The sequence below is a fragment of the Lysinibacillus sp. JNUCC 51 genome, assembly GCF_015999525.1.
In the GTDB taxonomy this organism is placed as follows: Bacteria; Bacillota; Bacilli; order Bacillales_A; family Planococcaceae; genus Lysinibacillus; species Lysinibacillus xylanilyticus.
The window spans coordinates 92,611-118,708 of record NZ_CP065545.1 but is presented as its reverse complement, the minus strand read 5'-3'; the positions used below and the strand labels follow the sequence as shown (position 1 = coordinate 118,708).

At 36.0% G+C, this 26,098-nt stretch carries 25 protein-coding genes, 3 pseudogenes and 1 riboswitch; of the genes and pseudogenes, 20 read left to right on the top strand and 8 right to left on the bottom strand.

Annotation, left to right across the window (positions count from 1 at the left end):
* Positions 1-233 precede the first annotated feature (233 nt).
* A complete protein-coding gene (locus JNUCC51_RS00750; protein WP_337990377.1) occupies positions 234-1,484 on the top strand; it encodes a methyl-accepting chemotaxis protein in 1,251 nt (416 codons plus the stop codon).
* A gap of 109 nt (positions 1,485-1,593) precedes the next feature.
* Here JNUCC51_RS00750 and JNUCC51_RS00745 read toward each other — a convergent pair whose 3' ends face one another.
* Positions 1,594-2,019 (bottom strand): DUF4181 domain-containing protein, encoded by a 426-nt coding sequence (locus tag JNUCC51_RS00745; RefSeq protein WP_337990376.1) that lies wholly within the window; start codon positions 2,017-2,019, stop codon positions 1,594-1,596.
* 531 nt (positions 2,020-2,550) lie between these two features.
* On the opposite strand from JNUCC51_RS00745, the gene JNUCC51_RS00740 reads away from it, so the two are divergent.
* Positions 2,551-4,020: an amidase family protein gene (locus JNUCC51_RS00740; RefSeq protein ID WP_337990375.1), complete on the top strand. Its 1,470-nt coding sequence runs from the start codon at positions 2,551-2,553 to the stop codon at positions 4,018-4,020.
* 129 nt (positions 4,021-4,149) lie between these two features.
* A pseudogene (locus tag JNUCC51_RS00730) lies at positions 4,150-5,094 on the top strand (DUF2268 domain-containing putative Zn-dependent protease).
* Positions 5,095-5,323: 229 nt separating this feature from the next.
* Here JNUCC51_RS00730 and JNUCC51_RS00725 read toward each other — a convergent pair.
* Positions 5,324-5,950: an excalibur calcium-binding domain-containing protein gene (locus tag JNUCC51_RS00725; RefSeq protein ID WP_337990372.1), complete on the bottom strand. Its 627-nt coding sequence runs from the start codon at positions 5,948-5,950 to the stop codon at positions 5,324-5,326.
* Positions 5,951-6,388: 438 nt separating this feature from the next.
* Positions 6,389-6,572: riboswitch (cobalamin riboswitch) on the top strand.
* A 245-nt stretch (positions 6,573-6,817) separates the two neighbouring features.
* Between JNUCC51_RS00725 and JNUCC51_RS00720 the strand changes: the two genes are divergently transcribed.
* From JNUCC51_RS00720 to JNUCC51_RS00705, 4 genes are all read left to right on the top strand, one after another.
* Positions 6,818-7,582 (top strand): hypothetical protein, encoded by a 765-nt coding sequence (locus tag JNUCC51_RS00720; RefSeq protein ID WP_337990371.1) that lies wholly within the window; start codon positions 6,818-6,820, stop codon positions 7,580-7,582.
* Positions 7,583-7,618: 36 nt separating this feature from the next.
* Positions 7,619-7,858, top strand: a complete 240-nt coding sequence (locus JNUCC51_RS00715) for a hypothetical protein (protein WP_337990370.1) — start codon at positions 7,619-7,621, stop codon at positions 7,856-7,858.
* A gap of 146 nt (positions 7,859-8,004) precedes the next feature.
* Complete coding sequence (locus JNUCC51_RS00710) at positions 8,005-8,154, top strand: hypothetical protein (protein ID WP_337990369.1); 150 nt, start codon at positions 8,005-8,007, stop codon at positions 8,152-8,154.
* A gap of 106 nt (positions 8,155-8,260) precedes the next feature.
* Entirely contained in the window at positions 8,261-8,584 is a 324-nt protein-coding gene (locus JNUCC51_RS00705) for a hypothetical protein (protein WP_337990368.1), read from the top strand.
* Positions 8,585-9,135: 551 nt separating this feature from the next.
* Here the strand turns inward: JNUCC51_RS00705 and JNUCC51_RS00700 are convergent.
* Entirely contained in the window at positions 9,136-11,076 is a 1,941-nt protein-coding gene (locus JNUCC51_RS00700; RefSeq protein ID WP_337990367.1) for an elongation factor G, read from the bottom strand.
* 407 nt (positions 11,077-11,483) lie between these two features.
* On the opposite strand from JNUCC51_RS00700, the gene JNUCC51_RS00695 reads away from it, so the two are divergent.
* The 7 genes from JNUCC51_RS00695 (at position 11,484) to JNUCC51_RS00665 (ending at position 17,234) form a co-directional block, all read left to right on the top strand.
* Positions 11,484-11,705, top strand: a complete 222-nt coding sequence (locus JNUCC51_RS00695; protein ID WP_337990366.1) for a hypothetical protein — start codon at positions 11,484-11,486, stop codon at positions 11,703-11,705.
* 2 nt (positions 11,706-11,707) lie between these two features.
* On the top strand, positions 11,708-11,905 hold the full coding sequence (locus JNUCC51_RS00690; RefSeq protein WP_337990365.1) for a hypothetical protein: 198 nt from the start codon (positions 11,708-11,710) through the stop codon (positions 11,903-11,905).
* Between the two features lie 304 nt (positions 11,906-12,209).
* Positions 12,210-12,416, top strand: coding sequence for a DUF6366 family protein (locus tag JNUCC51_RS00685; RefSeq protein ID WP_337990364.1), 207 nt, complete (start codon positions 12,210-12,212; stop codon positions 12,414-12,416).
* Between the two features lie 78 nt (positions 12,417-12,494).
* On the top strand, positions 12,495-13,148 hold the full coding sequence (locus JNUCC51_RS00680; protein WP_337990363.1) for a hypothetical protein: 654 nt from the start codon (positions 12,495-12,497) through the stop codon (positions 13,146-13,148).
* Positions 13,149-13,595: 447 nt separating this feature from the next.
* Positions 13,596-15,584, top strand: coding sequence for a S9 family peptidase (locus JNUCC51_RS00675; RefSeq protein ID WP_337990362.1), 1,989 nt, complete (start codon positions 13,596-13,598; stop codon positions 15,582-15,584).
* A 284-nt stretch (positions 15,585-15,868) separates the two neighbouring features.
* Positions 15,869-16,657 (top strand): hypothetical protein, encoded by a 789-nt coding sequence (locus tag JNUCC51_RS00670; protein ID WP_337990361.1) that lies wholly within the window; start codon positions 15,869-15,871, stop codon positions 16,655-16,657.
* 148 nt (positions 16,658-16,805) lie between these two features.
* Positions 16,806-17,234, top strand: coding sequence for a DUF3888 domain-containing protein (locus tag JNUCC51_RS00665; RefSeq protein ID WP_337990360.1), 429 nt, complete (start codon positions 16,806-16,808; stop codon positions 17,232-17,234).
* 156 nt (positions 17,235-17,390) lie between these two features.
* Here the strand turns inward: JNUCC51_RS00665 and JNUCC51_RS00660 are convergent.
* From JNUCC51_RS00660 to JNUCC51_RS00650, 3 genes and pseudogenes are all read right to left on the bottom strand, one after another.
* A pseudogene (locus tag JNUCC51_RS00660) lies at positions 17,391-17,933 on the bottom strand (GNAT family N-acetyltransferase).
* A 286-nt stretch (positions 17,934-18,219) separates the two neighbouring features.
* A complete protein-coding gene (locus JNUCC51_RS00655) occupies positions 18,220-19,416 on the bottom strand; it encodes a class I SAM-dependent rRNA methyltransferase (protein WP_337990359.1) in 1,197 nt (398 codons plus the stop codon).
* A gap of 62 nt (positions 19,417-19,478) precedes the next feature.
* The gene (locus JNUCC51_RS00650; RefSeq protein ID WP_337990358.1) at positions 19,479-20,396 is read right to left on the bottom strand and encodes an alpha/beta hydrolase; all 918 of its coding nucleotides are present in this window, start codon (positions 20,394-20,396) and stop codon (positions 19,479-19,481) included.
* Positions 20,397-20,569: 173 nt separating this feature from the next.
* On the opposite strand from JNUCC51_RS00650, the gene JNUCC51_RS00645 reads away from it, so the two are divergent.
* Positions 20,570-21,052 carry a dihydrofolate reductase gene (locus JNUCC51_RS00645; RefSeq protein ID WP_337990357.1) on the top strand — a complete coding sequence of 161 codons (483 nt, stop codon included), beginning with the start codon at positions 20,570-20,572 and terminating at the stop codon, positions 21,050-21,052.
* A 165-nt stretch (positions 21,053-21,217) separates the two neighbouring features.
* Here JNUCC51_RS00645 and JNUCC51_RS00640 read toward each other — a convergent pair whose 3' ends face one another.
* Complete coding sequence (locus JNUCC51_RS00640; RefSeq protein ID WP_337990356.1) at positions 21,218-21,376, bottom strand: hypothetical protein; 159 nt, start codon at positions 21,374-21,376, stop codon at positions 21,218-21,220.
* A 103-nt stretch (positions 21,377-21,479) separates the two neighbouring features.
* On the opposite strand from JNUCC51_RS00640, the pseudogene JNUCC51_RS00635 reads away from it, so the two are divergent.
* The 3 genes and pseudogenes from JNUCC51_RS00635 (at position 21,480) to JNUCC51_RS00625 (ending at position 23,127) form a co-directional block, all read left to right on the top strand.
* A pseudogene (locus JNUCC51_RS00635) lies at positions 21,480-22,313 on the top strand (alpha/beta fold hydrolase).
* A 45-nt stretch (positions 22,314-22,358) separates the two neighbouring features.
* The gene (locus tag JNUCC51_RS00630) at positions 22,359-22,511 is read left to right on the top strand and encodes a hypothetical protein (RefSeq protein ID WP_337990355.1); all 153 of its coding nucleotides are present in this window, start codon (positions 22,359-22,361) and stop codon (positions 22,509-22,511) included.
* A 124-nt stretch (positions 22,512-22,635) separates the two neighbouring features.
* Complete coding sequence (locus JNUCC51_RS00625; RefSeq protein WP_337990354.1) at positions 22,636-23,127, top strand: DinB family protein; 492 nt, start codon at positions 22,636-22,638, stop codon at positions 23,125-23,127.
* Positions 23,128-23,229: 102 nt separating this feature from the next.
* On the opposite strand, the gene trhA is transcribed toward JNUCC51_RS00625, so the two are convergent.
* Positions 23,230-23,865: a PAQR family membrane homeostasis protein TrhA gene (gene trhA, locus JNUCC51_RS00620; RefSeq protein WP_337990353.1), complete on the bottom strand. Its 636-nt coding sequence runs from the start codon at positions 23,863-23,865 to the stop codon at positions 23,230-23,232.
* A gap of 274 nt (positions 23,866-24,139) precedes the next feature.
* On the opposite strand from trhA, the gene JNUCC51_RS00615 reads away from it, so the two are divergent.
* On the top strand, positions 24,140-24,982 hold the full coding sequence (locus JNUCC51_RS00615; protein WP_337990352.1) for a DegV family protein: 843 nt from the start codon (positions 24,140-24,142) through the stop codon (positions 24,980-24,982).
* Between the two features lie 180 nt (positions 24,983-25,162).
* Entirely contained in the window at positions 25,163-26,095 is a 933-nt protein-coding gene (locus JNUCC51_RS00610; RefSeq protein ID WP_337990351.1) for a GDSL-type esterase/lipase family protein, read from the top strand.
* The last annotated feature ends 3 nt before the right edge of the window (positions 26,096-26,098 follow it).

The window sequence follows — 26,098 nt, the reverse complement described above, 5'->3', positions numbered from 1 at the left end:
AGCACTTTGTCTAGAGCAAAGTGCTTTTTTGTTTTTGTAAAAATGACAATGAATTTAAGGAGCCATACTTTCAGATCATATCTAATTGGCCAACTAGTTTTTTGATACTACAAAAGAACACTCTCTATTGTAATTCATTTCACTTACAAAAGTTGGGCTTTTTTCTATGAATATCAGGAAAATTAAACTATAATAACTATGTTGGAGTAATATTATAGTTGGGGGAATTTAGTATGAGTTTACGTAAAAGAAGTATAATTTGCTTTTCTACTTTAAATGTTCTCATGGGTGTCGTTTTAATTATAGAAATAGCAAATTTACATTCATTAAAATGGCTATCCACTTTATTAACAGTAATAGGATTTACTATGTCATTATCTTGTATTTTCTATGTGAAATTTAAAATTATTAAGCCTATTAGACAATTAGCAGAATCCGCTCAAGCAATCGCTGATGGAGATTTGCGTACTGTTACGATTGAAATTAATTCCAATGATGAAATTGCAGATTTAGCTAAAGCGTTTTTAGAGATGAAAGAACAATTACATACAATGACACAAAATATTGCGAGCAGTTCTACAGATTTATCAGCGAGTATAGAGGAACTATCAGCAAGTACAAATGAAATTACAGATGCAGTTAACGAAGTTGATTCACAAATGGAGAATACGTCTGAGGGTCTTAAGAAAGCAGCACAGTCAGCTAATGAAAGTGCTATTGCTATGCAGGAAACTGCTGATGGTATTGAACGTATTACCGTGGCAACGCAAGATGTATTTGATCATGCAAAAGAAGCAAATGACATTGCAGGTAACGGTGCGGAAATTTTACACGTAGCTAAAAATCAAATGGAGTTTATTTCAACTTCAACTGAAAAAACAAGTGAATTAATGCAGCAATTATCAGGTAAAATGACAGATATCAAGTCCATGACAGACATGATTACTGCTATCACAGATCAAACGAATTTGTTAGCATTAAATGCAGCAATTGAAGCGGCACGTGCGGGAGAGCATGGTAAAGGCTTTGCAGTAGTAGCAGAGGAAGTTAGAAAATTGGCAGAGCAATCAAAGCATTCCGCTATTCAAATTGTCGAGCTTGTTGTTGGCATTGAAAGCGATACAAAACAAGTAGCTACCTCTGTCGAAGAGGACTTGAAAAACGTTCAACAGGGCGTCTATGTCATTGATGAGGCTACAAAGTCATTTGGTACGATCTCTCAACATGTTAGCAAAATGACGAACCAACTTGAGGATATTTCCACAACAGCTGAAGAGCTTTCAAGTAGCGCGAATGAAGTTACAAAATTAGTATCGACAATCGCAAATGGAATGGATGAATTATCTAATTATACAGATGTCGTTCTGCAGTCAGTTGATGAGCAAAGTGCCTCCATGCAGGCGGTCAACGTGGTAGTGTCACAAGACTTATGTGTTCAAGCTGAAAACTTACAAAAGCTTACACAGAGATATAGTGGACAATAATTAGAAAAAGGCTATTTTGCAGGAATAAATTTTCTACGAAATAGCCTTTTTATTTTATATTTAAGTGCATTGATTAACCAGTGTTATCAACAGCTTAATAGATTCGAAATTAAACATTAAATAAGCCGAAAAAACCAGTTGTTATCACCAAAAATACTATACTAATCATAAACATCGTTTCTGCGATAGTAGCAACAAAATCTCTTTTATTTTCCGCGTATTTCCATTCCATAAATGCTCGTAACATTTCAGATGTTATTAAAAAGACAATTAAGATAAACCATGTTTTGAAAAACGGAATTCCAAATGTATCGTTGTCAATCATATAATACGAACTAATAAATAAACATATAAATATTATTCGTAAAGACCAATCTAGTTTTTTATGTCTTTCGTTAATGTGATTATAAGAAAACCATTTTTTTCTTTCGGCACCTAACAGCTTTCTAATGACAAACTCAAAAATATTAATTACTAAAACAAGCACAATTAGAAAAAGTATCAATGTACCAAATTGGATATTAATATTATTCAATTTTATTCACCTCACATAGATTATTTATGTATTTTTATTGCTTGAACAATTAATGATATTCCTATAATACATAAACTTCCTGATAAAACATGAAGCGTTATATTCCATCCTTCACTGACTTTTTGAAAATATTTGATATATAAAGACACGCCATATATGCACATTGTGACACCCCAAATGCCTCTTAGCTTCTTCATATGATCCCAATCCCACCTTTTACTAGACTAACTGAAAATTTTATCTGTATAGAGAGTGTAGCACAGCAGACCATTATTTGGTAATTAATTGAAGAATGTGCGACAAACGGAAGTGCAGGCTATATGAATAAATTTAAGCCATTAGATTTGTGAGGGGCTGTTTAACATTTATGTTAATACGCTAAATCCTTGCAGAGCTTAGAATTAGTATACATGAGTTTCCGGCTGTGGTAGCTTGAGGAGACTTTGAGATTTATTTGAAAACTCTAAAAGATGTTTTAGGTATTAATTGATTTTATTGGTATAATCTTGAAAGAAGGGTAGGGGAGTATGAATGGGGATAAGTTTTAATAGTTTTCTTAAAGAAGAATTGTCTATAAATGATATTCAAACAGCTATGGAACATGGTGAAATAACATCAAAAGAATTGACTATGTATTATTTACATAGAATTGCTAAGTATGATCAAAGTGGACAGAGAATTAATTCTATGCTTGAAATTAATCCTGAGGCTATATTTATTGCTGAAGCTTTAGATGAGGAAAGACTAACAAAAGGGGCAAGAGGGCCACTACACGGAATTCCAATAGTTTTAAAAGATAATATCGAAACAAAAGATTTTATGCATACTAGTGCAGGCGTCATAGCATTGGAAAATTATCTAGCCAAGCAGGATGCATTTCTAGTAAAAAAGCTTCGTGAAGCAGGGGCTGTTATTTTAGGGAAAGCAAATATGACTGAATTAGCAAACGCTATGTCTAGTACGATGTGGGCGGGTTATAGTTCTCGAGGTGGACAAACACTAAATCCTTATGGCGATGCAGAACTTTTTGTGGGAGGATCCAGTTCGGGGTCAGCTGTAGCTGTTGCATCGAACTTTTCTGTTTTATCAATTGGAACTGAGACAGACGCCTCAATTTTAAGTCCTGCTATTACAAATTCAGTAGTCGGCATAAAACCGACTGTTGGGCTTATTAGTCGACAGGGCATTATTCCGTTTACTTACTCTCAAGACACAGCGGGGCCAATGGCTAGAACAGTAACAGATGCAGCTATTTTATTGGGAGTATTAACAGGAGTAGATGAAAACGACATCGCTACATATAAGAGTGAAAGAAGATTATATAAGGATTACACCAATTTTTTAGATGCTACAGGATTAAATGGTGCTAGAATCGGTGTGTATAATAATGCCTCAAAAGCTTTTTATGACTCAGAGGAATATGATGAAACACTTTTTAATAATGCAATTCAGGTTTTAAGAGAGCAAGGAGCCGGTATTAGAGAAGGAATCGAAATCCCTTCTTTTCATAGAGACTGGAAATGGGGAGTACCGCAATACGAATTAAAGCATAGTCTAAATAATTTCCTTGTCAATCTGCCTTCACATATGCCAGTGCACTCTATCTCTGAGTTAATTCAATTAAATAAACGTTCAAAAGGAAAGTCGTTAAAATATGGTCAGGATAAATTAGAATTGAGAGATAAATTATCGAACACGTTAAGAGATCCTGATTATTTAAATGCAAAACTAGAGGATTTGTATTTTTCTCAAGAACAAGGAATTGATTATACATTACAAAAATATGAATTAGATGCAATTATCTTTCCATCATATATAGGTTCGACAATTAGTGCAAAAGCTGGTTATCCGTCTATTGCCGTCCCAGCAGGGTATATGAAAAGTGGGAGACCTTTTGGCATAACTTTCGCAGGAACTGCATTTAGTGAGGACGTACTAATTAAACTTGCATATTCATTTGAACAAGCAACTAAACTACGAAAAGCTCCGAAGTTGTATTAAGATCCTTTGGGAAGCTCGTAAGGAGAAAAGTATAAGGGAGGATACCTCCTATTATGAGTACACACCGTAAATCTACAGGGATAAGCTAATAAAGTATGATTAAAAAAAGTAAAATAAGGGTGAATTTTATTGAAAAAATATCTGAAAATAGTTGTGGCATTTGTTCTGATAATTTCAATTCTAACGCTAACTTCCTGTACTCAAAAAGAAAAATCGAAAAATGATTTTGAAAGTATAGTTACATCATTCGAGCACCCTGAAACAAAGCAAAAATTTAAAATAGTAAATGCCTATAAACTTTATCAAAACTATGCAGATAAAGTTGAAAGTAACCCAAAACAATAACAATTGGAAATTTATAATGAAGAGGTAATTAAACCAATATATAGTACTTGTTTTGAGAATGGTGAATATCTTCATATGGCTGATCCAGTTCTAAATGTAGATCCTGATAGCCTTACAGAAAATCAAAAATTAAGCGAACAAATTGACGGGGAAGAAACAGAAAAAATAATAAAAGAAGCTCTGATAAAATCTTCTGACCTTATTGCATCCGAAAATGAAACAACAATATGTGTTTTGCCTGTCACAATTGCAAATCCGCTTATGGTTACAGTGGGGGCAGGAAAAATAATAGTCTTATATAATAAATATTATACCGAAAATGATTTAAGGTCTGGTATAGCTCACGAATATCATCATAGTGTTTGGACTGAGAAGTACTTACGAAAAGATATACCTATGACTATTTTGGATAACCTAATATTTGAAGGAAAGGCAGTTACGTTTGATAAGCTAGTTTATCCTGATATTTATTACCCTCCAATTAATACAACATTCAACAAAGATGATTGGTCGAAAATTGCCTTAGATCTCGACAAGGTTGACTTGAATCGGTCATTAGAAATTCTAAACGGAGGTAATGGCCTTCCTAGTCTATATGGTTACGGTGTGGGCTATAAATTGGTTAAATCCTATATTGATTTGAACCCAACTTTAACAGCAGAGGAATGGACTGCCCTAAGTTCAAAAGAAATTTTTGAAAAAGGAAATTACCTTGAAAACCTTCAATAATAATTTCATTAAAAAAGTTTAGTAGTATTAACGCATTATCGGAAAGAAGATAACTTGAAGAGAAAGTACAAGAAACTGAGACGCTTTGTAAAAAGAAATAGCATTTATGAATCGAAACAAAGCAAATGCATTTACTTCTCAATGGGTATTTCTTGAAGAAAGTATCTAATAAAATATAAAGTATTTAAAAAGTCACCCACATAAAATAGTGAGTGACTTTCTTTAATTATTATTTGTCACAAGCTAATCCATCACCATCTCTATCCAGTCTAGATGAGTAGCCAGGTTCTCCTCTTCGAATGTTTGAATAGCCTGCTGCCTTAGCTTCTTTACAATTTCTGAAACTTACACTTTGTTGAGGTGCGGTTGTTGTAGTAGTTGTCTGTTGAGTAGCTTCTTGTTTTTGAGTTTCATCAAGTCTCTTTTGCTCTTCAATCTTATTCTGTTCTTCTTGCTTTCTTATTTCCTCTTGTTTTTGTAATTCTTCTTGTCTCTTTAGCTCTTCTTGTTTTTTACGTTCATTTTCTTGTTCTTCTAATTTTTTATTCTGTTCTTCGATATTTTTCTCATAATCTTCTATTTTCTTATCTATATCTTGTTCTCTTATCTTTAGTTCCTTCTCTAGCTTAACTAAGTGTTTTTCTTTGTCTTTTAGTTGCTGTTCCTTTTTTAGCAATTCTTCCTTTTGAGCATTATTTGTACCGTTAAAACAAGATGCGAGTAAAATTATAATTAAGAAAAATAACGTTATGATGACCCGTATTTGTTTAGTGAAATGACCATACTTCCACATTAAAAATAAGCCTATTGGAAAGAAGATGATTAAAAAGAAAATGGTCCAAAATCTACTATGCATTACCTTATACCTCCTAGAAAATAGTTACAAAGTAAGTATACCAAATTAAATATAATATTCTATAAGAATTTTCCTATTAAGGTTAATAGTGTCTCTTTTTATTATCCTTTTATACCTAAGAAAACGATAATTATCAAAAAAAATAATGAAGGATTTCTCTTAATTGAGACAAATTTCATATAGAGGTAATCTTAACTGATGATGAAATTAATGAAGAAAAACAGAAAAAACTGAATAGGTTTTAGGTGATTATTAAAATTGATTTATTAATTAGTGGGATAATTTACCTTTTTCTTTTCCAGTTTCTTGACAGTAGGTATAATACACATTACAATTTAGTTTGATAGTCTGAAAGGAATATTTACTCTATAATTTCCGACATCTATAAAATGGCTAATTTAATAGGAATGTGTAGAACTATTGATTCCTATGACAACTGAATAGCGTAGAGTAATAGGTGTAAATTGCGTGCAATTTACTTAAAAGGGAAGTCGGTGCAAATCCGACACTGTCCCGCAACTGTAAATGTGAGCGACTTTTCATAGACCACTGTTTAACGACGGGAAGGCGAAAAGTAGCGATGACCATAAGTCAGGATACCTGCCTATTATGAGTACACACCATAACCCTACGAGGAATAGGAGGTGGCATGTTGACAAAACAGAATGTTCTGTTCGTCGCTGTACGTCAAACGCCCAAGATAAGAGAAGGAATTTGCGGTTGAGCTAATTCTTTCGTATTTGGGCACCGTTTGACAGTATATGATGAACGAAAAAGATAGAATGAAGGATTTCCTCGGTTGATGGGAAATCCTTTTTTTACTGATGACTTCCGTTTTGAAAATATGTACGAAAAGAGGATGCACGTATGACAAATATTAATGGATGTACAGCACAGCAAACGCAATATTTAGATATGAAAATTTGTAAGCAGCCACGCACTGAAGTTACTAAGAAAGCTACAACAAGAATGGTTATAGAATCACTTGTTGATCAATTAATAGCTAGCAATCTTATTAGTAATGAACGATTATTTGAGCAAATTTTATATAACAAAGATATTATTTGGATTCAAAATAAAAATATTAATGGGCATCTTTTTGCAAAGGCAAATATAACAGATCAACTTAAAACAAAAACAAATAGTTTTATGATCTATATGCCAACAAATCCAATTGTGTATGAGGTGAATGGTGAGCATTATCATTTAATTACACGCATTGATTCGACTCGTGCAAAACCGAATTTAGAGCGACTCTCTCAAGCTCCTAAGCCAATATTAAGTGCTGCTCGGGTCAATGATTTACTGTGCTCGATAGTAATGCGCTTTTATGAAACATATATAGAGGATCTATCACAGGTAGCTCATAAAAACAAAGAGCTGATTAATTTTGTAGAGCGAGAGTATCAATTATTTTTAGAAGCTGTGAAGGAACTAAATGATTATCATTTAAACTGGCACCCACGAGGTAACGGTCATGAGCTACTGCTAAGATCGATTGATAATTTACAACTTTTGAAAAGTAGACCTGGCAAGGTTTTAATTGATTTTTCTAATTCTCATAGTTACGTTGTTGTGGAGTCTCCATATCGTATGTTCAAACAGGCACAGAAAGCTGTACAAGCATTGTGAAATAAATTCGCGCTAGGTGAAGATCGAAACCCGCGTATGGAAGGATACTCGCGGAAGAGGGTGGAATACTCGCGCGGAAGCAGAGCGAATACTCGCGGAAGTAGACTGGAATACTCGCGGAAGAGGGTGGAATACTCGCGGAAGAGAGTGGAATACTCGCGGAAGAGGGTGGAATACTCGCGGAAGAGAGTGGAATACTCGCGGAAGAGGGTGGAATACTCGCGGAAGAGGGTAGAATACTCGCGGAAGCAGAGCGGAATACTCGCGGAAGCATAGCGAATACTCGCGGAAGAGAGTGGAATACTCGCGGAAGAGAGTGGAATACTCGCGGAAGAGAGTGGAATACTCGCGGAAGAGAGTGGAATACTCGCGGAAGAGGGTGGAATACTCGCGGAAGTAGACTGGAATACTCGCGGAAGGGAGTGGAATACTCGCGGAAGAGGGTTGAATACTCGCGGAAGAGAGTGGAATACTCGCGGAAGCAGAGCGAATACTCGCGGAAGAGGGTGAAATACTCGCGGAAGAGAGTAGAATACTTGCGGAAGCATAGCGGAATACTCGCGGAAGCATAGCGGAATACTCGCGGAAGCATAGCGAATACTCGCGGAAGGGAGTGGAATACTCGCGGAAGAGAGTGGAATACTCGCGGAAGAGAGTGGAATACTTACGCGGAAGAGAGTGGAATACTTACGCGGAAGAGAGTGGAATACTTACGCGGAAGAGAGTGTAATACTCGCGGAAGTAGACTGGAATACTCGCGGAAGTAGACTGGAATACTCGCGGAAGCAGAGCGAATACTCGCGGAAGGGAGTGGAATACTCGCGGAAGAGAGTGGAATACTCGCGGAAGCATAGCGAATACTCGCGGAAGAGGGTGGAATACTCGCGGAAAAGAGTAGAATACTCGCGGAAAAGAGTAGAATACTCGCGGAAGAGAGTGGAATACTCGCGGAAGAGAGTGGAATACTCGCGGAAGCAGAGCGGAATACTCGCGGAAGCATAGCGAATACTCGCGGAAGGGAGTGGAATACTCGCGGAAGGGAGTGGAATACTCGCGGAAGGGAGTGGAATACTCGCGGAAGCAGAGCGAATACTCGCGGAAGTAGACTGGAATACTCGCGGAAGCAGAGCGAATACTCGCGGAAGGGAGTGGAATACTCGCGGAAGGGAGTGGAATACTCGCGCGGAAGCAGAGCGAATACTCGCGGAAGGGGGTGGAATACTCGCGGAAGAGAGTGTAATACTCGCGGAAGAGAGTAGAATACTTACGCGGAAGAGAGTGTAATACTCGCGGAAGTAGACTGGAATACTCGCGGAAGCATAGCGAATACTCGCGGAAGGGAGTGGAATACTCGCGGAAGGGAGTGGAATACTCGCGGAAGGGAGTGTAATACTCGCGGAAGGGAGTGGAATACTCGCGGAAGCAGAGCGAATACTCGCGGAAGTAGACTGGAATACTCGCGCAAAGCTAGTAGTTACCCATAAAAGTATAGTAAATCCGCACGAAACATAAAAACAGGACAATGAGAAAAATCATGTCCTGTTTTTATGAATTTAGTCAATACAATGCATCGCAGCTTGCGCTTCCTGCCATGGAACGGAGTAGCCCTTACCTTTTGCACAAAAAATACTAGTGGATGTATATTCAGGATCGGCATTCTTGTCGTAGCCAATTTGTGCAATAATGTCTTCTGAATTGTGACATACATCATAGCCATCAAATTGTAGAGAAAGTACGCCCTTTCCATTGGTGTAGGCGGCAAAGGTTGTACTGTAGCTCATAAATGTTGCGACGGGTGCTCGACCAGTTAAAATCGCATCATTTTCAGTTAAGGTTGGTGCGTCAAATGTGCCAGCGGCTTGTTGAATATCAGTCATCATGCGGCCGATAAAATCACTAGGAGCTTTAAGTTTAAAGCGGTAATACGGCTCTAATAATACATTTTCTGCTTGCTCCAGTCCTTGCCGCAATGCACGGAATGCTGCCTCGCGGAAATCGCCACCATCGGTATGTTTGATATGTGCGCGTCCTGTTAAGAGAGTGAAGCGAATATCTGTCACAGGGAATCCAGTTAGCAACCCATGATGATCACGCTCAAATAGATGTTTTTCAATGAGTCGTTGATGCCCAACCGATAAATCATCCGCATGACAAGCATTGATGAATGTATTGCCAGTACCGCGTGTATTTGGCACCATCAATAAATGTACTTCTGCATAATGCTTTAAAGGTTCAAAATGACCATAGCCTGTCACAGTGGTTGCTATAGTTTCCATATACAAAATTTGTGGTTCGCTAAATGAAATGTCTAGCGAGAAGCGTTTATGCAGTACTTCGATAAGAACTTCAAGTTGGATGACACCCATAATATGTACATGAATTTCTTGGAATTTTTCATGCCATAGTACACGTAATGACGGCTCTTCTGTTTCAAGTGTACGGAAAATTTTTAGAACTTCCTTTATATGCTGATCGCCTTCATATTGTACTTTTGCCTGTAAAGTCGGTACTAACTCATAGGGCTGCGGGTTACCTGAATAACCAATGATATCGCCGATGTTTGCTTGGCTAATCCCTTTTACTGCGAAAATTTCCCCAGCTTCGACTTCTTGAGTTGTTACATAACGGCTACCATTGTATAGCCGAATTTCAGTCACTTTTTCTGTCTCTTCACCAAATGAAAACTCAGCACGCAAGTGTAACGTTCCTTGCAATGCTTTGATAAAAGTTAAGCGTTGATGCCCATCGTGACGAATTTTAAACACCTCACCTTGAAATGGAGCTTTGTTATTATATTGTGTCTTTGTAAGTAGAGGCAGCTGTGCCAGGAATTCCTTTATTCCAATATCTTTTAAGGCAGAGCCAGTAAAACATAAAAAGGCTTTTTCCTGTTTAATCATCGTATGTAAATGAGTAAGGCAGCTAGAGTTATCCAACTTCTCATTAAGAAAAGCATCGAGAAGTTGTTCATCACGTTCAGCAAGCCACTCCATCATGTGATTTGAAACATAGTCCGAACGGAGCGGTTCATCTACGAATAGTACATCCTCAGAGCAATTCTTTTGAAGCTGTGTCATAACGGCTTCAACATCTGCCCCTTCACGGTCAATTTTGTTAATAAAGAAGAAGGTAGGGACGTGATATTGGCGTAAAAGTTGCCACACTGTTTCAGTATGACCTTGTAGTCCTTCAACCGCACTAACAATAATTATGGCATAATCCATAACTCGAATAGCACGTTCCATCTCTGGTGAAAAATCGACGTGTCCGGGTGTATCGATTAACGTATACGTATCATTTCCAATCGACATGCGACCTTGCTCCGCAAAAATCGTAATGCCTCGCTGACGCTCCAGTTCATGGTTATCTAAAAATGTATCCTGGTGATCCACTCGTCCTCTGGCTTGAATACTGTTTGTATGAAATAGTAACTGCTCAGAAAATGTTGTTTTTCCTGCATCCACATGAGCAAGTACTCCAATTGTTACATGCATAAAAAGATCCTCGTTTCTATTCATTCATTTACTAACATTGTAACAGAATTGGAATTAAAAATATTTCGTATAGTGTGTATGTCCTAATACTTAAATCTACAAATATTGCATTGGTTATTTTCTGATTTTTCTGAAAAAAGTAATGACGATTTGACTATGTCATGATATGGTTGTTGAGAAAACGTTTTCTCAAAATGAGATCTTATATTCACAAAAATCCTTATAAACTTCCCTATTCCGTCCGTAAATTTATTACCATTGCTTCCATTTTGGCAATGGATTCCGATGTGATAATTTTAGATGAGCCGACAGTTGGGTAAGATCGGTTTAGATTTATTATGTAAGCTTTTTAGACGAATTAGAGGGAAAGGGAAAAACAGTTATTACGATTACGCACGATATGGAATATGTCAGGGATTATTTCTCTCGATTTGTTGTTATGGCAAATCGAAAAATTATGGGCAGATGATGATCCAGAGCATATTTTTTATAATGATGTGATATCAGAAGTAAGTATGCTGAAGCCGCCTGCAGTTGCTAAAATGGCCAACATATTAGGCTTGGAGAAAGATATTTTGATAAAAGGCCAATTATTATCTGTATTAAGGAAAAGAGTTTGGAGAGGATGATAATGGGTATAGATATTTGGAGCATTAATACTAGGGAGGGTGATGCTTTTAATGGCGATTTGGCAGCAGAGGTCATTCGCTTCGAAGCTCAATCAATGATGCCACAAAAGTTGCCGCTTAGGTCGTTACTTAAATGGGTGTACAACTATTTATCTCGGATTCAAATCTTCAACAGAGCTAAAGAGAAGTGGGAGCTATAAGTCGAAATTCTTTTTTTAAAAGTCAAGAATTAATTTAATACAGGTTACATTCTTCTTTATTTGGTCCCAATTACTATGTCCAATTATATTATTTAGAAAATTATTTAATTTTTTTGGATTAATTTTAATTATGGTTATTTGGAGTAATAAAGATATGATTTGCAATATTAAAATTTAGTGAACTGTAAAGGGGAAGATAGTTATGAATGGAGATAAAACTTTGGATTCGTGTACATTCAAAATAACTGTAATTATGTATATTTCTTTCTGCTAGCAAAATAATTTTTAGGGAGGTGTTTGCCACATGGATTCAAAGGAAAAGGAAACACCGGAAGAAAAAAGAGAGCGTTTAAGACAAAGTGAATTAAAAAATAATCCTACTGGATCTCTAAACGATGGAGTAAATAGAGGAGTTGGTGGAAATTTAACTGGTATGGGTTGGAAAGATACAGTAGTATTGATTTTAGTGTTATTTATTGGATATATTGTATACAAATTAATTTTTAGTTAAAGCATTTTTCGGAAAATTCTCCCTTTTTAGACAATTCTATGTTGAGATATAGAAAACCAAAGAAGGGATGATAATAATATGTTCAAAAAAATCTTTAATACTATTTTTGCACTGTCTCTTTTCGGATTTTTGTCAATGGGTACAAGTTATGCAAGAGATGATTTAGCAAACTCTAAGCTACTAGATGATGCTCAAGTTAAAGTTAGTATTACTAATGATGAAACGGGAGAAACTAAATTTTTAGATCCAATCATTTTGGAGAATAATCTGAAAGTTAGATCTTTCGAGTCTGACAATGAATCAGAAGTTTTTGGTTATGATGTTTTTATTCCTATAGAAAATCAGAACTCTCTAAATATTACTCCTTATGATATTGGTGGGGGTTCAACTACTGAATCTGGAATCACTGCTAGGTTATACGCTGAGTATAATTTAAGATCAAATAACACAGAGATTAAATTAAATAAAGTATATGGTGGTTGGACTACAAGCCACCAAATGTATGGATTATCAAATAGAACAGTTAACGCACATTCTGGTTCTGCACTTGGTACTAGCCTTCCTACAAAAAAACCAACGTCAAATAGTTTCAATTATTCTACTGGATTTGGATGGAATATGTTTGGGGGTGGAGATGGTAGCCCAAGAGCTTGGTCTTCAGTAAAAGTATCGGTAACTGGAATGACTTCAACGTCAACTGTTAAATTGGACGTTACATTCCCGAATAAATAAAAAGTAAAATACCTTTTATATTTTCGAGAAGGAGTATAAAAATCCAAAATGCTAGTATAATCAGGAGGTTGAAACAAAACTAGCAAATTATTTTATAATTTTCAACATAAGGTCACTTCTTTCCAATTGGGTATAGTGTGGTAACTTAAAATTATCAGAAGGTGTCCTTTCTTTTATCGAAATTTATATGTTCAAATATAAAGCCCGGAAAACCTTACTGTTCATAAAGTTTTTCGGGCTCTATATTATTGAGGTTTTTTTGTCCCAGCCGATCTGATTTATCCACTTCTCAAAAATAAATATATGTAGCAATTCACCTGTTGGAATTCTCGCCAATGTAAAAATCCTTTTAGAGATAAAAAAATTCTTTTAAAAGCAGGTATAATATTTAGGGTGGCGAAATATTATACTAGGTAATGAAATTTCAACACAAAGGGGCTATTAAATATGACATTGAAACAAGGGATAAAACCAGAAGATTTATATCAATTAAAATCGGTGGCAGATCCGCAAGTATCACCTGATGGAACAGAAGTTGTGTATGTTGAGACTCATATTGATGAGAAGAAAAAGGACTATGTGTCTAATTTATTTTACATAAACTTGCATGAAAAAAAACCTCAACAATGGACATTTGGTGAAGATAAAACGAGTTCACCTGTTTGGTCTCCAGTTGGAAGTAAAATAGCGTTTGTGTCAACGAGAAGTGGCAAGCCACAAATTTTTGTGCTTTCTAAAGCTGGTGGGGAAGCAAAACAAGTTACTAATTGTAAAAACGGTGCGACATCGCCTACTTGGTCTCCTTGTGGAGAGAAAATTGCCTTCTCTGTCAAGCTTAGTAAAGATGAAAACATTGATGATAAAGCTGAAAAGAATCAAAAAGAAGACAAAGAACTAAAACCACTTGAAATAGAAAATATGAAATATAAATCAGATTCTGCTGGGTTTATTAATATGGAGCAATTTTCTCAAATTGCAATTGTTCATCTTGAATCAGGAGAATTAGAGCTAGTTACGGAGGGGAAACATAATTTACAGCTTGGTAAATGGTCTCCAAACGGAAAATTTCTTTCTTACATTGCTGACTTAACAGAGGATCTAGATTTTTCATTTATAAATGATATTTACTTATTGGATTTAGAGACGAAACATGGTCGCAAGCTGACGGAAAGAACCGGGGTGTTTTATCAAACATCATGGTCACCGAATAGCCGCTACATTGCTTATGTTGGAAGTGAAAGAGAATTTGAAAATGCGACACAAGCAAAGCTATGGATTTATGATTTGGAAAATAGCAATACGACATGTATAACAAGTGAATTTGACGCGCCAGTCGGTGATTTTGTCGTTGGTGATTTCCTGCAAGGTGTTGTTGCTCCGCGTGTACAATGGCTAGAGGATAATAAAAGTTTTTATTTCCAAGTGACAGATCACGGAAATACAGCTATTTATTTTGGTAATCTATCTGGAGAATTATATCCGGCAATAAATGATGATCAGTATGTATATGGTTTTTCACTTGATTATAAAAATGATAAAGCGGTTGTCGCAATCAGCACTACTACAAATCCAGGCGATCTATTTTACGTGAATTTAAATACTGGTGAGAAGGAACAGCTTACTAAAGTTAATGAAGAATTTTTAAAGACGAGAGAATTGTCTGTTCCAGAAGCGGTTGAATATGAAGGGGCAGATGGTTGGAAAGTAAGCGGCTGGATGATGAAGCCGATTGGCTATGAAGAAGGGGAGAAATATCCACTTATTCTTGAAATCCACGGCGGTCCACACGCTATGTATGCCAACACATATTTTAACGAATGCCAAATCCTGGCTGCACAAGGTTTTGCGGTTCTCTATACGAATCCTCGTGGAAGCCATGGATATGGTCAAAAATTTGTTGATGCAGTCCGTGGTGATTATGGCGGCAATGATTATAATGATTTAATGGCAGCAGTTGATTATGCATTGGAGCACTATGATTTTATTGATCAAGACCGTCTCGGTGTTACAGGTGGGAGTTATGGGGGCTTCATGACAAACTGGATTGTTGGACATACAAATCGCTTTAAAGCAGCTGTTACTCAGCGTTGCATTTCTAACTGGATTAGCTTTTACGGAGTAAGTGATATCGGCTATTACTTCAATGACTGGCAAATCCAGGCAGGACTAGACGATATAGAAAGGCTATGGAATCATTCACCACTGAAATATGTGGACAATGTGGAGACGCCGCTGTTAATTTTACACAGCGAAAAAGACTATCGCTGTCCGATTGAACAAGCAGAGCAATTATTTATCGCCTTGAAACATCGTAAAAAAGAAACAAAATTTGTTCGTTTCCCTGAAGCTAATCATGAGCTTTCAAGGAGCGGAAAACCAACGTTAAGAATCAATAGACTAGAGTATATTAGGGATTGGTTTGTGGATTATCTATAAGAGCAATTTTGGTGGCTTAAGAAGTGAAAATACTTCTTAAGCCTCTTTTATTTTATAGTTACATTGAGCGGGAGAATGCTTTGTTATAATCAACATTGGTGTAAAGTGATAATAAAGTTATTTAATGTTGCTATAAAAAATAGTAGAGCCTTGCTACATTTTATTGTAGTAAGGCTCATTAAGGTTTTTTAATTCTTGTAAAATTAACACATCTACGTCTTTAATAACTAATCTTATGCATAGCTCACTCGTAAAAGCAGAAAATATGGTGAGGTGATTAGAATATGTTAAAAAGAAAGATTGGTTATATTATTTGTTTTTTGATTACTTTAAGCTTATTTGATTACGGTAAGTCCATAAATGCAAAATCTTCGGAGTTATCCTTCTCGCAATCGAAAAGTGACAAAAGTGAACATAAACAAATTCAAGAATTGGAACAACGTTTAAATAGACTCGAACCTCCTGAACCTACCACTATTCTTGACTCACCATTCCCTTTTGAAAAAGGAACAGAGGTGCATTTCCCTACCGATGTCATCACCATTTCAGAAGTGGAAAAAGAAGGAACGAAAATTCCTTTCAAAGTAATAAAAAGTGAACCGAACTATATTAGACCAATATTTAATGAACAATGGCATAGCACTTATTGGGGTGGGAGATGGAGCTATATTCCTTCTCGAATACACTACGCTCTGCATCGTATATTTCCTTTTTATGCCATCGGGATATCTGCTGAACTTAATTTTCAACAGGAAGTAGGCATTATTTTTCCTACTGATGCAAATGAAACAGACCTTGACCTATATATAGTTGTGTTCCAAACAAATATTACAGATGTTTATACAAAAGGAAATCAAGTTGTTGTTGTTGGAACACCTAAACGAACAGGTGTAGAGGTAATAAGCATTAAAACAGCACAAATACACCCGAGTAATAAGGAGAAATTTTTGTTAATTCAGTTAGCAACGAATGGGGCTGAACTTGATTATTCTTTAATTAGTTATCAACCACCCGATTTTTGGTTAAAACAAAAACAAAAATTAAATGAACGTGAAAAATCTAAAAAAGAGTGAACCTTAGCCTTTTCAAATAAGTTGAAAAAGCTGTTATATTATATAATCATTCTTCTTCAACTAACCTGAACCGTCAGCCCAAAAGTGATTACTTTAGCTTTAAAACTCTTTTACTAACGAAGGCCAAAGATTAAAAGGAGGTGCAAATATGAAAAAAATTATTCTAGTTCCTTATTTTTTACTGTTATTTCTATTTTCAACAACATTAACTTATGCAGAATCAGAATATTATCAGCCAGCTAAAGGGTCAAAAGAAGAAATAGTAATGGACTCGTTTTTTTCACTATTATTACCCAAGATCCAAGAAACAGTTTCTAATTACTATTCGGATTATCTTACAGAGAGTCCTTTGGTGTATCCATATCAAATAAATATTTTAAATTTGGAAAGAATAGGAACAAATTTTATGTTTTCAGTAACCCTTGAAGTCACTCCAGTTTTGGGTGCACATAACCCAGTAGGTAGAGAACAACTAACGTTTTCTATAGCACCAAATGAAGTCAAACTTAAAGATTTTAAACACATGGAAACTTTTGAACTTCCACCGCATTTGCAAAATATCATAAAGAAAAAGTAAATGATTGTATGGCTTAAATTTGTATTTGGTCCCCAAATTCGGGAACTTAAACTTCAAATAATTTAGTCAATATCTACAACTTTTTTGCCCGCTAGTCCAAATTTTCTTGTCACTTAACGGTAGGGTTTCAAGTTCGGAAACACTTGAGAAACAGGGCTATCCATTGATTATTCCATAATACACTAAATCCTCATATTTACCGTCTTTAATGATATGTTCCTTTAAAATTCCTTCTTGTTTCATGCCTATCTTTTCCATTACTTTTCCTGACGCAGGGTTTGATGAAAAATATCGGGCAAACACTTTATGCAGTTTCTTTTCTTCAAAAGCAAATTTTACAATTAACTGCGCCGCCTCCGTGGCATAGCCTTTTCCCTAATACTCCTCGCCAATCCAATAGGCTATTTCACCTTGATTAAAATGTTTATTATCCGATAATGCAATTGCTCCATATAATTCTCCAGTTTCCTTATCTGTAACTGCAAACTCGTATGAAATATCCTCCGTAAAATTATCGTAATGATGTTCCATCCATGATAATGCATCATTTGAACTATATGGAAAAGGAAGGTACATGGTGCTTTTATAAATATTATAGTTATTACAAAGCTTCGCAACTGTTCCTGCATCAGATGTTTGAAATAATCTAAGAACGAGTCTTTCTGTTGTAATCATTAACTTTTCACGAACATATACCATTTAATCATCTCCATTAATTTATTATTTGACTTACATCATCAAAATTAAGAATGCCATATGTTAAACGTATGCCATTAGATAAGTTGATTTCCGTTCCGACTGGACGCTTCCAGGGAAGAGCCCAGTCGGAACGGAAATCAACCCCATGTTATAGTGATAGGACTATAATTGTAAATTACATTATATGGCGTTCAGAAAATTCCAACAATACATGAAAGAGGTTTTCTGTTTATTTTTCTTAAACAAAAAGCCAGAATCACATGGTGGTGATTCTGGCTAGGTTCATTTAGTTGAGTTTTTTAATAAAAACAACCTTTAAGTAATTGAATTCTGGATATTCGCGTGGGGCACGGAAATCCTTTGGTAAGCTGTATTCTTCAACAATTTTATAGGCTGTTTTGCTTTCTTTAAATGCTTGGTCAATAAAGCTCTTGAACTTTTTCATCCCAAAACTTGCATTGTTCGTTGAAGCAACAATAATACCGTTTTTCTCTGTAATGGCGATTGTATCTACGAGTAATTTAGGGTAGTCCTTAGCAGTTGAGAAAGTTCTTTCCTTCGTACGTGCAAAACTAGGTGGATCTAAAACGACAAGGTCAAATTTTAAATTGTGGCGCTGTGCATATTTAAAATAGTTAAAGACATCCATTACTTTAATATCCTGTGATTCGTAGTCGATATTATTGACGCTAAATTGCTCAATTGTTTTGGCTAAACTACGCTTTGCAACATCTACACTTGTTGTTTTTATTGCTCCTCCAAGCGCCGCCGCAACAGAAAATGCACCCGTATATGAGAATGTATTTAGCATATTTTGACCGTCCGAATAACGTTCACGAATGGCAAGTCTCACTTCGCGTTGATCAAGGAAAATACCTGTCATTGCTCCATCGTTTAAATTGACAGCGTATTTCATATTATTTTCCGTTACGATAATCGGAAATTCGCCTGGCGTTCCCATTACGAAATCGTCCTGTTCAATATACTGTCCTTTAGTATCGAAACGTTTTTTCTCATAAATGGCTTGGTAGTTTAATGTCTCTGCAAGGGCTTCATATACTATTTCTTTAAATGAATATATGCCTGCGCTATACCAGCTCACCATATAGTAAGAATCGAAATAGTCAATTGTTAAACCGCCAATGCCATCACCTTCACCATTAAAGATTCGAAATGCTGTTGTGTGTGAATCGTTGAAAAATGCTTCACGATTTTGTATGGCCTTTTTAAATTTTTTCGTAAAAAAAGCTTTGTCTATTTTTTCGTTTGCATCGGTTGTTAGTACCCAACCAATACCTTTATTCTGTAAGCCGTAGTATCCTGTGCCAATAAAACGGTTATGACTATCTGTAAGTCTCAGAAGTGCTCCTTCTTCTTTTGGAAGATGGCGAGCATCAACTGCATCTTTTGAAATAAGAGGATAGCCTTTTTTTAATTGATCAGAATAAGGGTTGTTAATTTGTAAAGCAATTGTTTGTGTCATGTTGTCATCCTTTAAAAAACATTTTGCTCTATTATCGCACTATTTTATGGTGATAGACAAACTTATTTCACAAAATCAGCAATTTTTTCTACCGTTTCAATAGTTGCTTGTTCGAAAAAATTCATTTTACTAAAGTAGCTATGGATTAAACCAGTCATATTTACATGTTCAACAGTCACTCCGGCATCTGTAAGCTTTTGTGCGTATGCAAGACCTTCATCGTAGAGGACATCAGCCTCTGCAGCAATAATTATTGTTTTTGGTAAAACACTTAAGTCCTCAATCTGAAGAGGGGAAACAAGTGGATCCATATAGTTATCTTTTTCAGTGTAATGACCTGCAAACCATTGCATTCCTTGTTTGTCTAAGCCGTAATGTTTGCCGTAAGCATTGTAAGAAGCTGTTGTAAAATCAACATTGACTACAGGATAAATAAGTGCCTGTGCTTTAATTGCTGGTCCATTTAATGTTGCAGCTAAGTAGGCAACAACCGTTGCTAAGTTTCCGCCAGCGCTATCACCAGCTATTATAAGGTTTGCTGCATCTCCGCCGAAATTTCCGATGTTTTCGTAAACCCACACTAAAGCGTCATAGGCATCGTAGAGCGGTGTTGGGAATGCGTATTCTGGTGCTAGGCGATAATCAACCGATACAACGATTGCTTGAGCTTTTTCTGCTAATAGCTGACAGCCAGCATCCGAAGAATCTAAATTGCCAAAAACCCAACCGCCTCCATGGTAATAAACAATGACAGGAAGTTTTTTGTCCAAAACAGGTTTATAAATGCGCACATTAATTTGAGCTCCATCGCGAACAAATATTTTTCTATCCTCAATTGCCGCCAGTTGTGGACTTTGAGGTGACATCCATTTTGGTACTAATCGTATAGCTCTCGCTTCTTGTGGTGTTAAATCATAATACTGTTTCGTAGAATCACTTACTTTTATATAACGGATCGCTTCATCTCTTAATTTTGTCATTATCATCAATCCTTTTTCGTTACTTTTGTTAATCTTATTATAAACTATTCTTATAAAATTACTAGGATTTAATATTGAAAAAGGAAATATTTTAATTTCGTAGCAGAAATAATCTGATTGTAAAGTTAAATTATGTTTATAATATAATGAACGATAGTATTTGGAGGGACAATATGATTTCTTTAATTGTGGCACATGATAATAATTTTGTAATTGGCTATGAAAATGGCATGCCGTGGCATTTGCCTGGGGATTTAAAATATTTTAAGGATAAAACGATGGGGAAGCCAATGATTATGGGGCGTAAAACATTTGAATCCATCGGTAGACCGCTCCCAGGTCGACGTAATATCGTAATTACGCGTGATGAAAATTATCAGGCTGATGGGATTGAAGTTGTGACAAGCTTAGAGGGTGCCCTTGCCCTTGCTGGGGATGTTCCAGAAATTATGATTATTGGTGGCGAGCAAATTTTCCGCCTATCTATGGATATCGCAGATCGCTTGTACATTACAAAAATCAATCATTCGTTTAATGGGGATACATACTTCCCGAAATATGAGCAAGATTTTGTACAAGTATCCTCAGAGGAGCCAGAAACAGCACCAGATGGTTACACATTCCAATATCAGATTTTCGAGCGAAAAACTAAATAAAGCAGGAACGATAAAGCACGGTGATAAGTGACCGTGCTTTTTTTGTTACTAATTAAAGGTTTTTGGAAATATTTGTAGTATTAATAATTGTAAGGCTCATCATTAAAAAATGTGAGGTTGATTTAAGTTCTGACTGTCCACTTAAAATTCGGTAGGACTATAGAGCTACTGAAGGAAATGTCGAAGCGACGGAATGGGCCAACGAAACGACGGATGAATAATTGAGCGACGGATAAAACCGTTGAAGCGACGGAAAGAGCCATAAAAGCGACGGACAGTATGGTCGAAGTGACGGAAAGAGCCATCGAAACGAGGGAGCAACAACCAAATGGCGGATAGATCCTAGATCGTCCGATGAATCGAAGCTTATTTTCAGGTCTCATAGAAAAAGAAAATTAAGATTTCATTTTGAGGGGTGTCATTGTCAATGTGGGAACAAAACTTTATTGAAACAAGTAGAGGACGAATTGAATATTTTGTACGTGGAGAAGGGTAACCATTAGCTATTACACACTTTTATATGAGCTTTGATGAACGAGGAAATTTATTTGCCGAACCATTCACTGAACACTATAAAGTGTACTTGATCAATGTGAGAGGAGCTGGAAATTCAGCAGATATAGCAGATGATGAGCAATTTAGCTTTAAAGAAATCGTGAAAGATTTAGAGGCGATTCGAGAAGCGTTAATGCCTGAAAAATGGGCTTTTGCAGGTCATTCAACAGGTGGAATGCTGGCGCTTCAATATGCAGTGGATACACCACAATCTTTAACAAAAATAGTAGCTGGATGTACAGCAGCAAGCAAAGAATACGCAAGTCACCCAAATAGTATTTATTGCGCTGAAAATAAACATTTCAATCGCATAATTGAAATAATGGATTTACTGAACAATCCGGATACAGTTCGAGAAGAGCGTCAGAAGTTAAGCTATGAATGGGCTCTAATGTCTTATCATTCTGAGGAAAAATTAAAATTAGCAATCACTCGACCAAATAGTGGACGTACAGTAGGGAAAAATCTTAATTATTTTAGAAAAGTTGAAGTAAAAAACTTCGATATTCGAGAACGATTGAAATTAATACATATACCAACCTATGTATTTGCAGGTAGATATGACGCTCAATGCCCAATTGAATTCAGTATCGAAATTGCCGATGTTACCCCTAATGCAAAATTAACGATTTTTGAACAATCTAATCATAACCCGTTTATTGAGGAAGAAGAAGCTTTTATAGAATTTGTACAGTTGACTTTATAATGAACGCTTTTTTGATTTCTATATTCAAACTAAAGGGAGACATCTGTGAGAAAAATAACCTTATCAAATGGTGAAAATGTAAAAGTTGAATGTTTGAGCTGTGCAATTACAAGTGGAATCATTGAACCATACGGCGGTGTAGTCATTGAAACTGACTATTTTCATGCTCATCAAGATGTTGTTTATCGAATAGAATGAATATGAAGAAAATGTACAAGAAGTGTTGTGAGCAGACTAACAAAAAAACTAAAGGGTGAACCCAATTATTAATCGCTCTTTATAAGAGAGCGAATTCTATATAAGTTATTGGAGGGTATAGTAGATGGATGTAAAGACACTTTTGTTACAACAATGGGCAAGCTGCTTAGATGAAGAAGACTGGTTTCCACCACTTGAAAAAGTGCTAGAGGATATTACTTTTGAACAGGCAATTTGGAAACCAGTTGAGAGGGCAATGAATTCCATTTGGGAATTACTTTGTCATTTACTTTTCTTTAAAAAGAGACTGCTGATGCGATTCCTTGGTGATACAGCGAATGAACCACATGCAGAAAATAATGAATCTACATTTCGATTACCAACTGAGACGTTTCAAAATTGGGAGGAAACAAAAGAAGAATACTTTTATGTTCATCGTGAACTTGAAAAAATACTAGCAATATCAGAACAAGAAGATTTGTATAGAAAGATTATTGGAGAAAGATCATTAGTGCTTGAATTGAAGAGTTTAGCAATGCACGACGCATATCATATTGGGCAAATTGTACTCCTAAGTAAAATGCAAGGAGTTTGGGTAGGGGAACGCAGTATTTAAAAAAACTTACTTATCTATTCAGTTATTCTATTATAGGGACTTTATTGAAATATGAATGGGAACGTCCAAATCGGACGTTCCCATATTTTATACCTGAAAAAGCTACAAGTAAAAATAAACACAAGCATACATCGAGCCACAACCTGCTAACACAAATAGATGCCAAATCGTATGATTGTAAGGAAGTGAGCGCCATGCGTAAAAGATAGCTCCAATCGTATAGAAAAGCCCTCCTGCAAACAGTAAAGCAAAACCATGAAAACCTAGGAAAAGATAGACAGGCTTAATGGCAAAAATAATTAACCAGCCCATACCGATGTAAAAAATTAAAGAAAGCTTCTCGAATCGATTAATAAAAAAACATTTAAAAATAACGCCTAGTATGGCAAGTGACCAAATAATACATAATAAAGTAATACCTAGCGTGCCACCAATTGCGATTAAAAGGAAAGGTGTATACGTTCCTGCGATTAAAATATAAATAGAAGAATGATCAAGAATAGCGAAAAAGTGTTTGTATTTTTCTGGCATACTATGTAGTAGCGTTGACATTAAAAATAAAACGATCACAGAGGCCCCAAAAATAGTAAACGTTGTAATTTGGAGTGCACTCCCGGTTTGTACAGCTGCTAAAATAAGAACAACTAGTGCTGGAATACTTGCGATAAATCCAATGCCATGTGTAATGGCATTCCACAATTCTTCCTTCCATGTTTTGTAGTCAAAAGAATCCATCATATCGAACACTCCTTCCGTGTATACATTTACTATACCCCAATAATTTTCATCCTGGTATTTACATTTGTCATGTTTTCGACGTCAAAAGTGTCATATAAATTCTTCTATGCTTGGAGGACTTTGTTAGACAAGGACTCAACAAAGCGCTATAGTAACCAAGGTAGCGGTTTCAAAATGGACTGAAATGAATGAAACCTAATGACAAATGTCATGTTTACATAATGATTCATTAGTCTATATAATAAATTTTAATGAAGTAAAAGGATGTGTCGAAGTGGGACGAATTCATATAGTAACGGACTCAACTTGTGATTTAACAAAAGAAGAAGTAGCAAAGCACGGTATACATATTGTGCCTCTAACAATTCAAATTGATGATAAAACTTATATAGATGGTGTTGATTTAGAGCCACAACCTTTTTTAGGTTTAATGAAAAATGCTAAAAATTTACCGAAAAGCTCGCAGCCTGCACCGGGAAAATTTAAAGAATTATACGATGAGCTAGGTAAAGACGGAGATCAAATTATTTCCATTCATATGACAGGTAGTATGAGCGGAACAGTAGAATCAGCTCGTCAGGCAGCGCAAATGTCAGACTCTGATGTAACTGTGGTCGATTCACGTTTCATTGCCATCGGTTTAGCTATTCAAATTCGTGAAGCTATTAAAATGCGCGATGCAGGCGCTACTGTCGAGGAAATTGTTGCCCGTCTAGAGAAAGTACGCGAAAATACGTATTTATATGTTATTGTCGACACACTTGAAAATTTAATTAAAGGCGGACGAATTGGGAAAGGTACAGGCTTTATCGGTTCATTGCTGAATATAAAAGTTATTGCAAACTTAGAAGGTGGCGCATACAACCCTGTATCGAAAGTACGTAGTCATAAACAGGTTGTGAACTACTTATTTAAGCAATTCCAAGTTGATACTGCTGGAAAAACAGTTAAGTCAGTAGGTATTTCTCACGCCGAGGGTCTAACAACGATGGGTACACCTTTAAAAGAATTAATCGAGGGAACAGGTTTTGAAGAAGTAGAAATTGCTTTTACTTCACCAATCATCTCAACTCATACTGGCCCTGGTGCAATCGGTTTTATTTATTTTGCAGAATAATATAAGAGAGCTACTACATAATATTTGTAGTGGCTTTTTATTGTTGAAAAGTGCCATGCCTATTCATACGAAAAAATCGTTGAATACACACATTTTTACCAATACCTAGGTATAGTCACTTTTCATTACAGCATGAACTATTCTATAATAAAAGAACAGCAAATGATGGAAGGTGGTCAAATGAGTATTTGGCGCATGATAGTTTTGTCATGTTTGACCGTCTTAGTACTAAGTGGTTGTGATATATCAATAGATGAACCGAATCCGCAAGCAGAACCAGAAGGGGAGCACGCAGGGACGGAGCAAGATATGAAACAGGATGAGCAACAAACAGAAAATGAGGAAAAATCCTCAAAGAATGTATTGACGCAAATTTTCGAACATTTTTTTGAGCCTTCACCAGAGGATTTACGGAAAATTGATGATGAAAGCGCAAAGCAACTACAGTACCTAGCACTCGGTGATTCTTTAACTGCCGGTGTCGGTGATGAGTATAATAAGGACGGTTTTGTTGGAAGATTATCAGATTCATTGGTAGCTTGGCCCTCGATTTCTGATGTTGAAGTCGATAATCGAGGCAAAAGAGGAAGACGTAGTGATCAGCTATTAAAATTAGTGGAAAAAGGGCATTATGATGAAGAGTTGCAAAAAGCACAGCTCATTTCAATTACAATGGGTGGAAACGATGTCATGAAGATTGTCAGACAAGATCTGTTTAATTTGAAACGAGATGCTTTTGATAAGGAATTGAAGTCCTATAAGAAACGTTATAGTAAAATTGTTGACGGCATACGAGAAAAAAATCCAAATGTGCCTCTATTACTTATCGGTTTTTATAATCCCTTCTCAATCGTGACAAATGAAGCGAATGAATTTGATACGATTATTACGGAGTGGAATAAAGTCATAGAAGACATAGCAAAGAAAGATACTAATGCTTGTTATGTATCAGTGGAGGACTTGTTTGATTCAAATAAAGAACTCGTTTATCATACGGATTTCTTCCACCCAAATGCAAAAGGCTATGATAAAATGACAGAACGAATTAAAAAAGCAATGGAGAAATGTAACATGGAACAAAGGATTAATAAGGAAATAGGCTTCGAGGAGTGACGA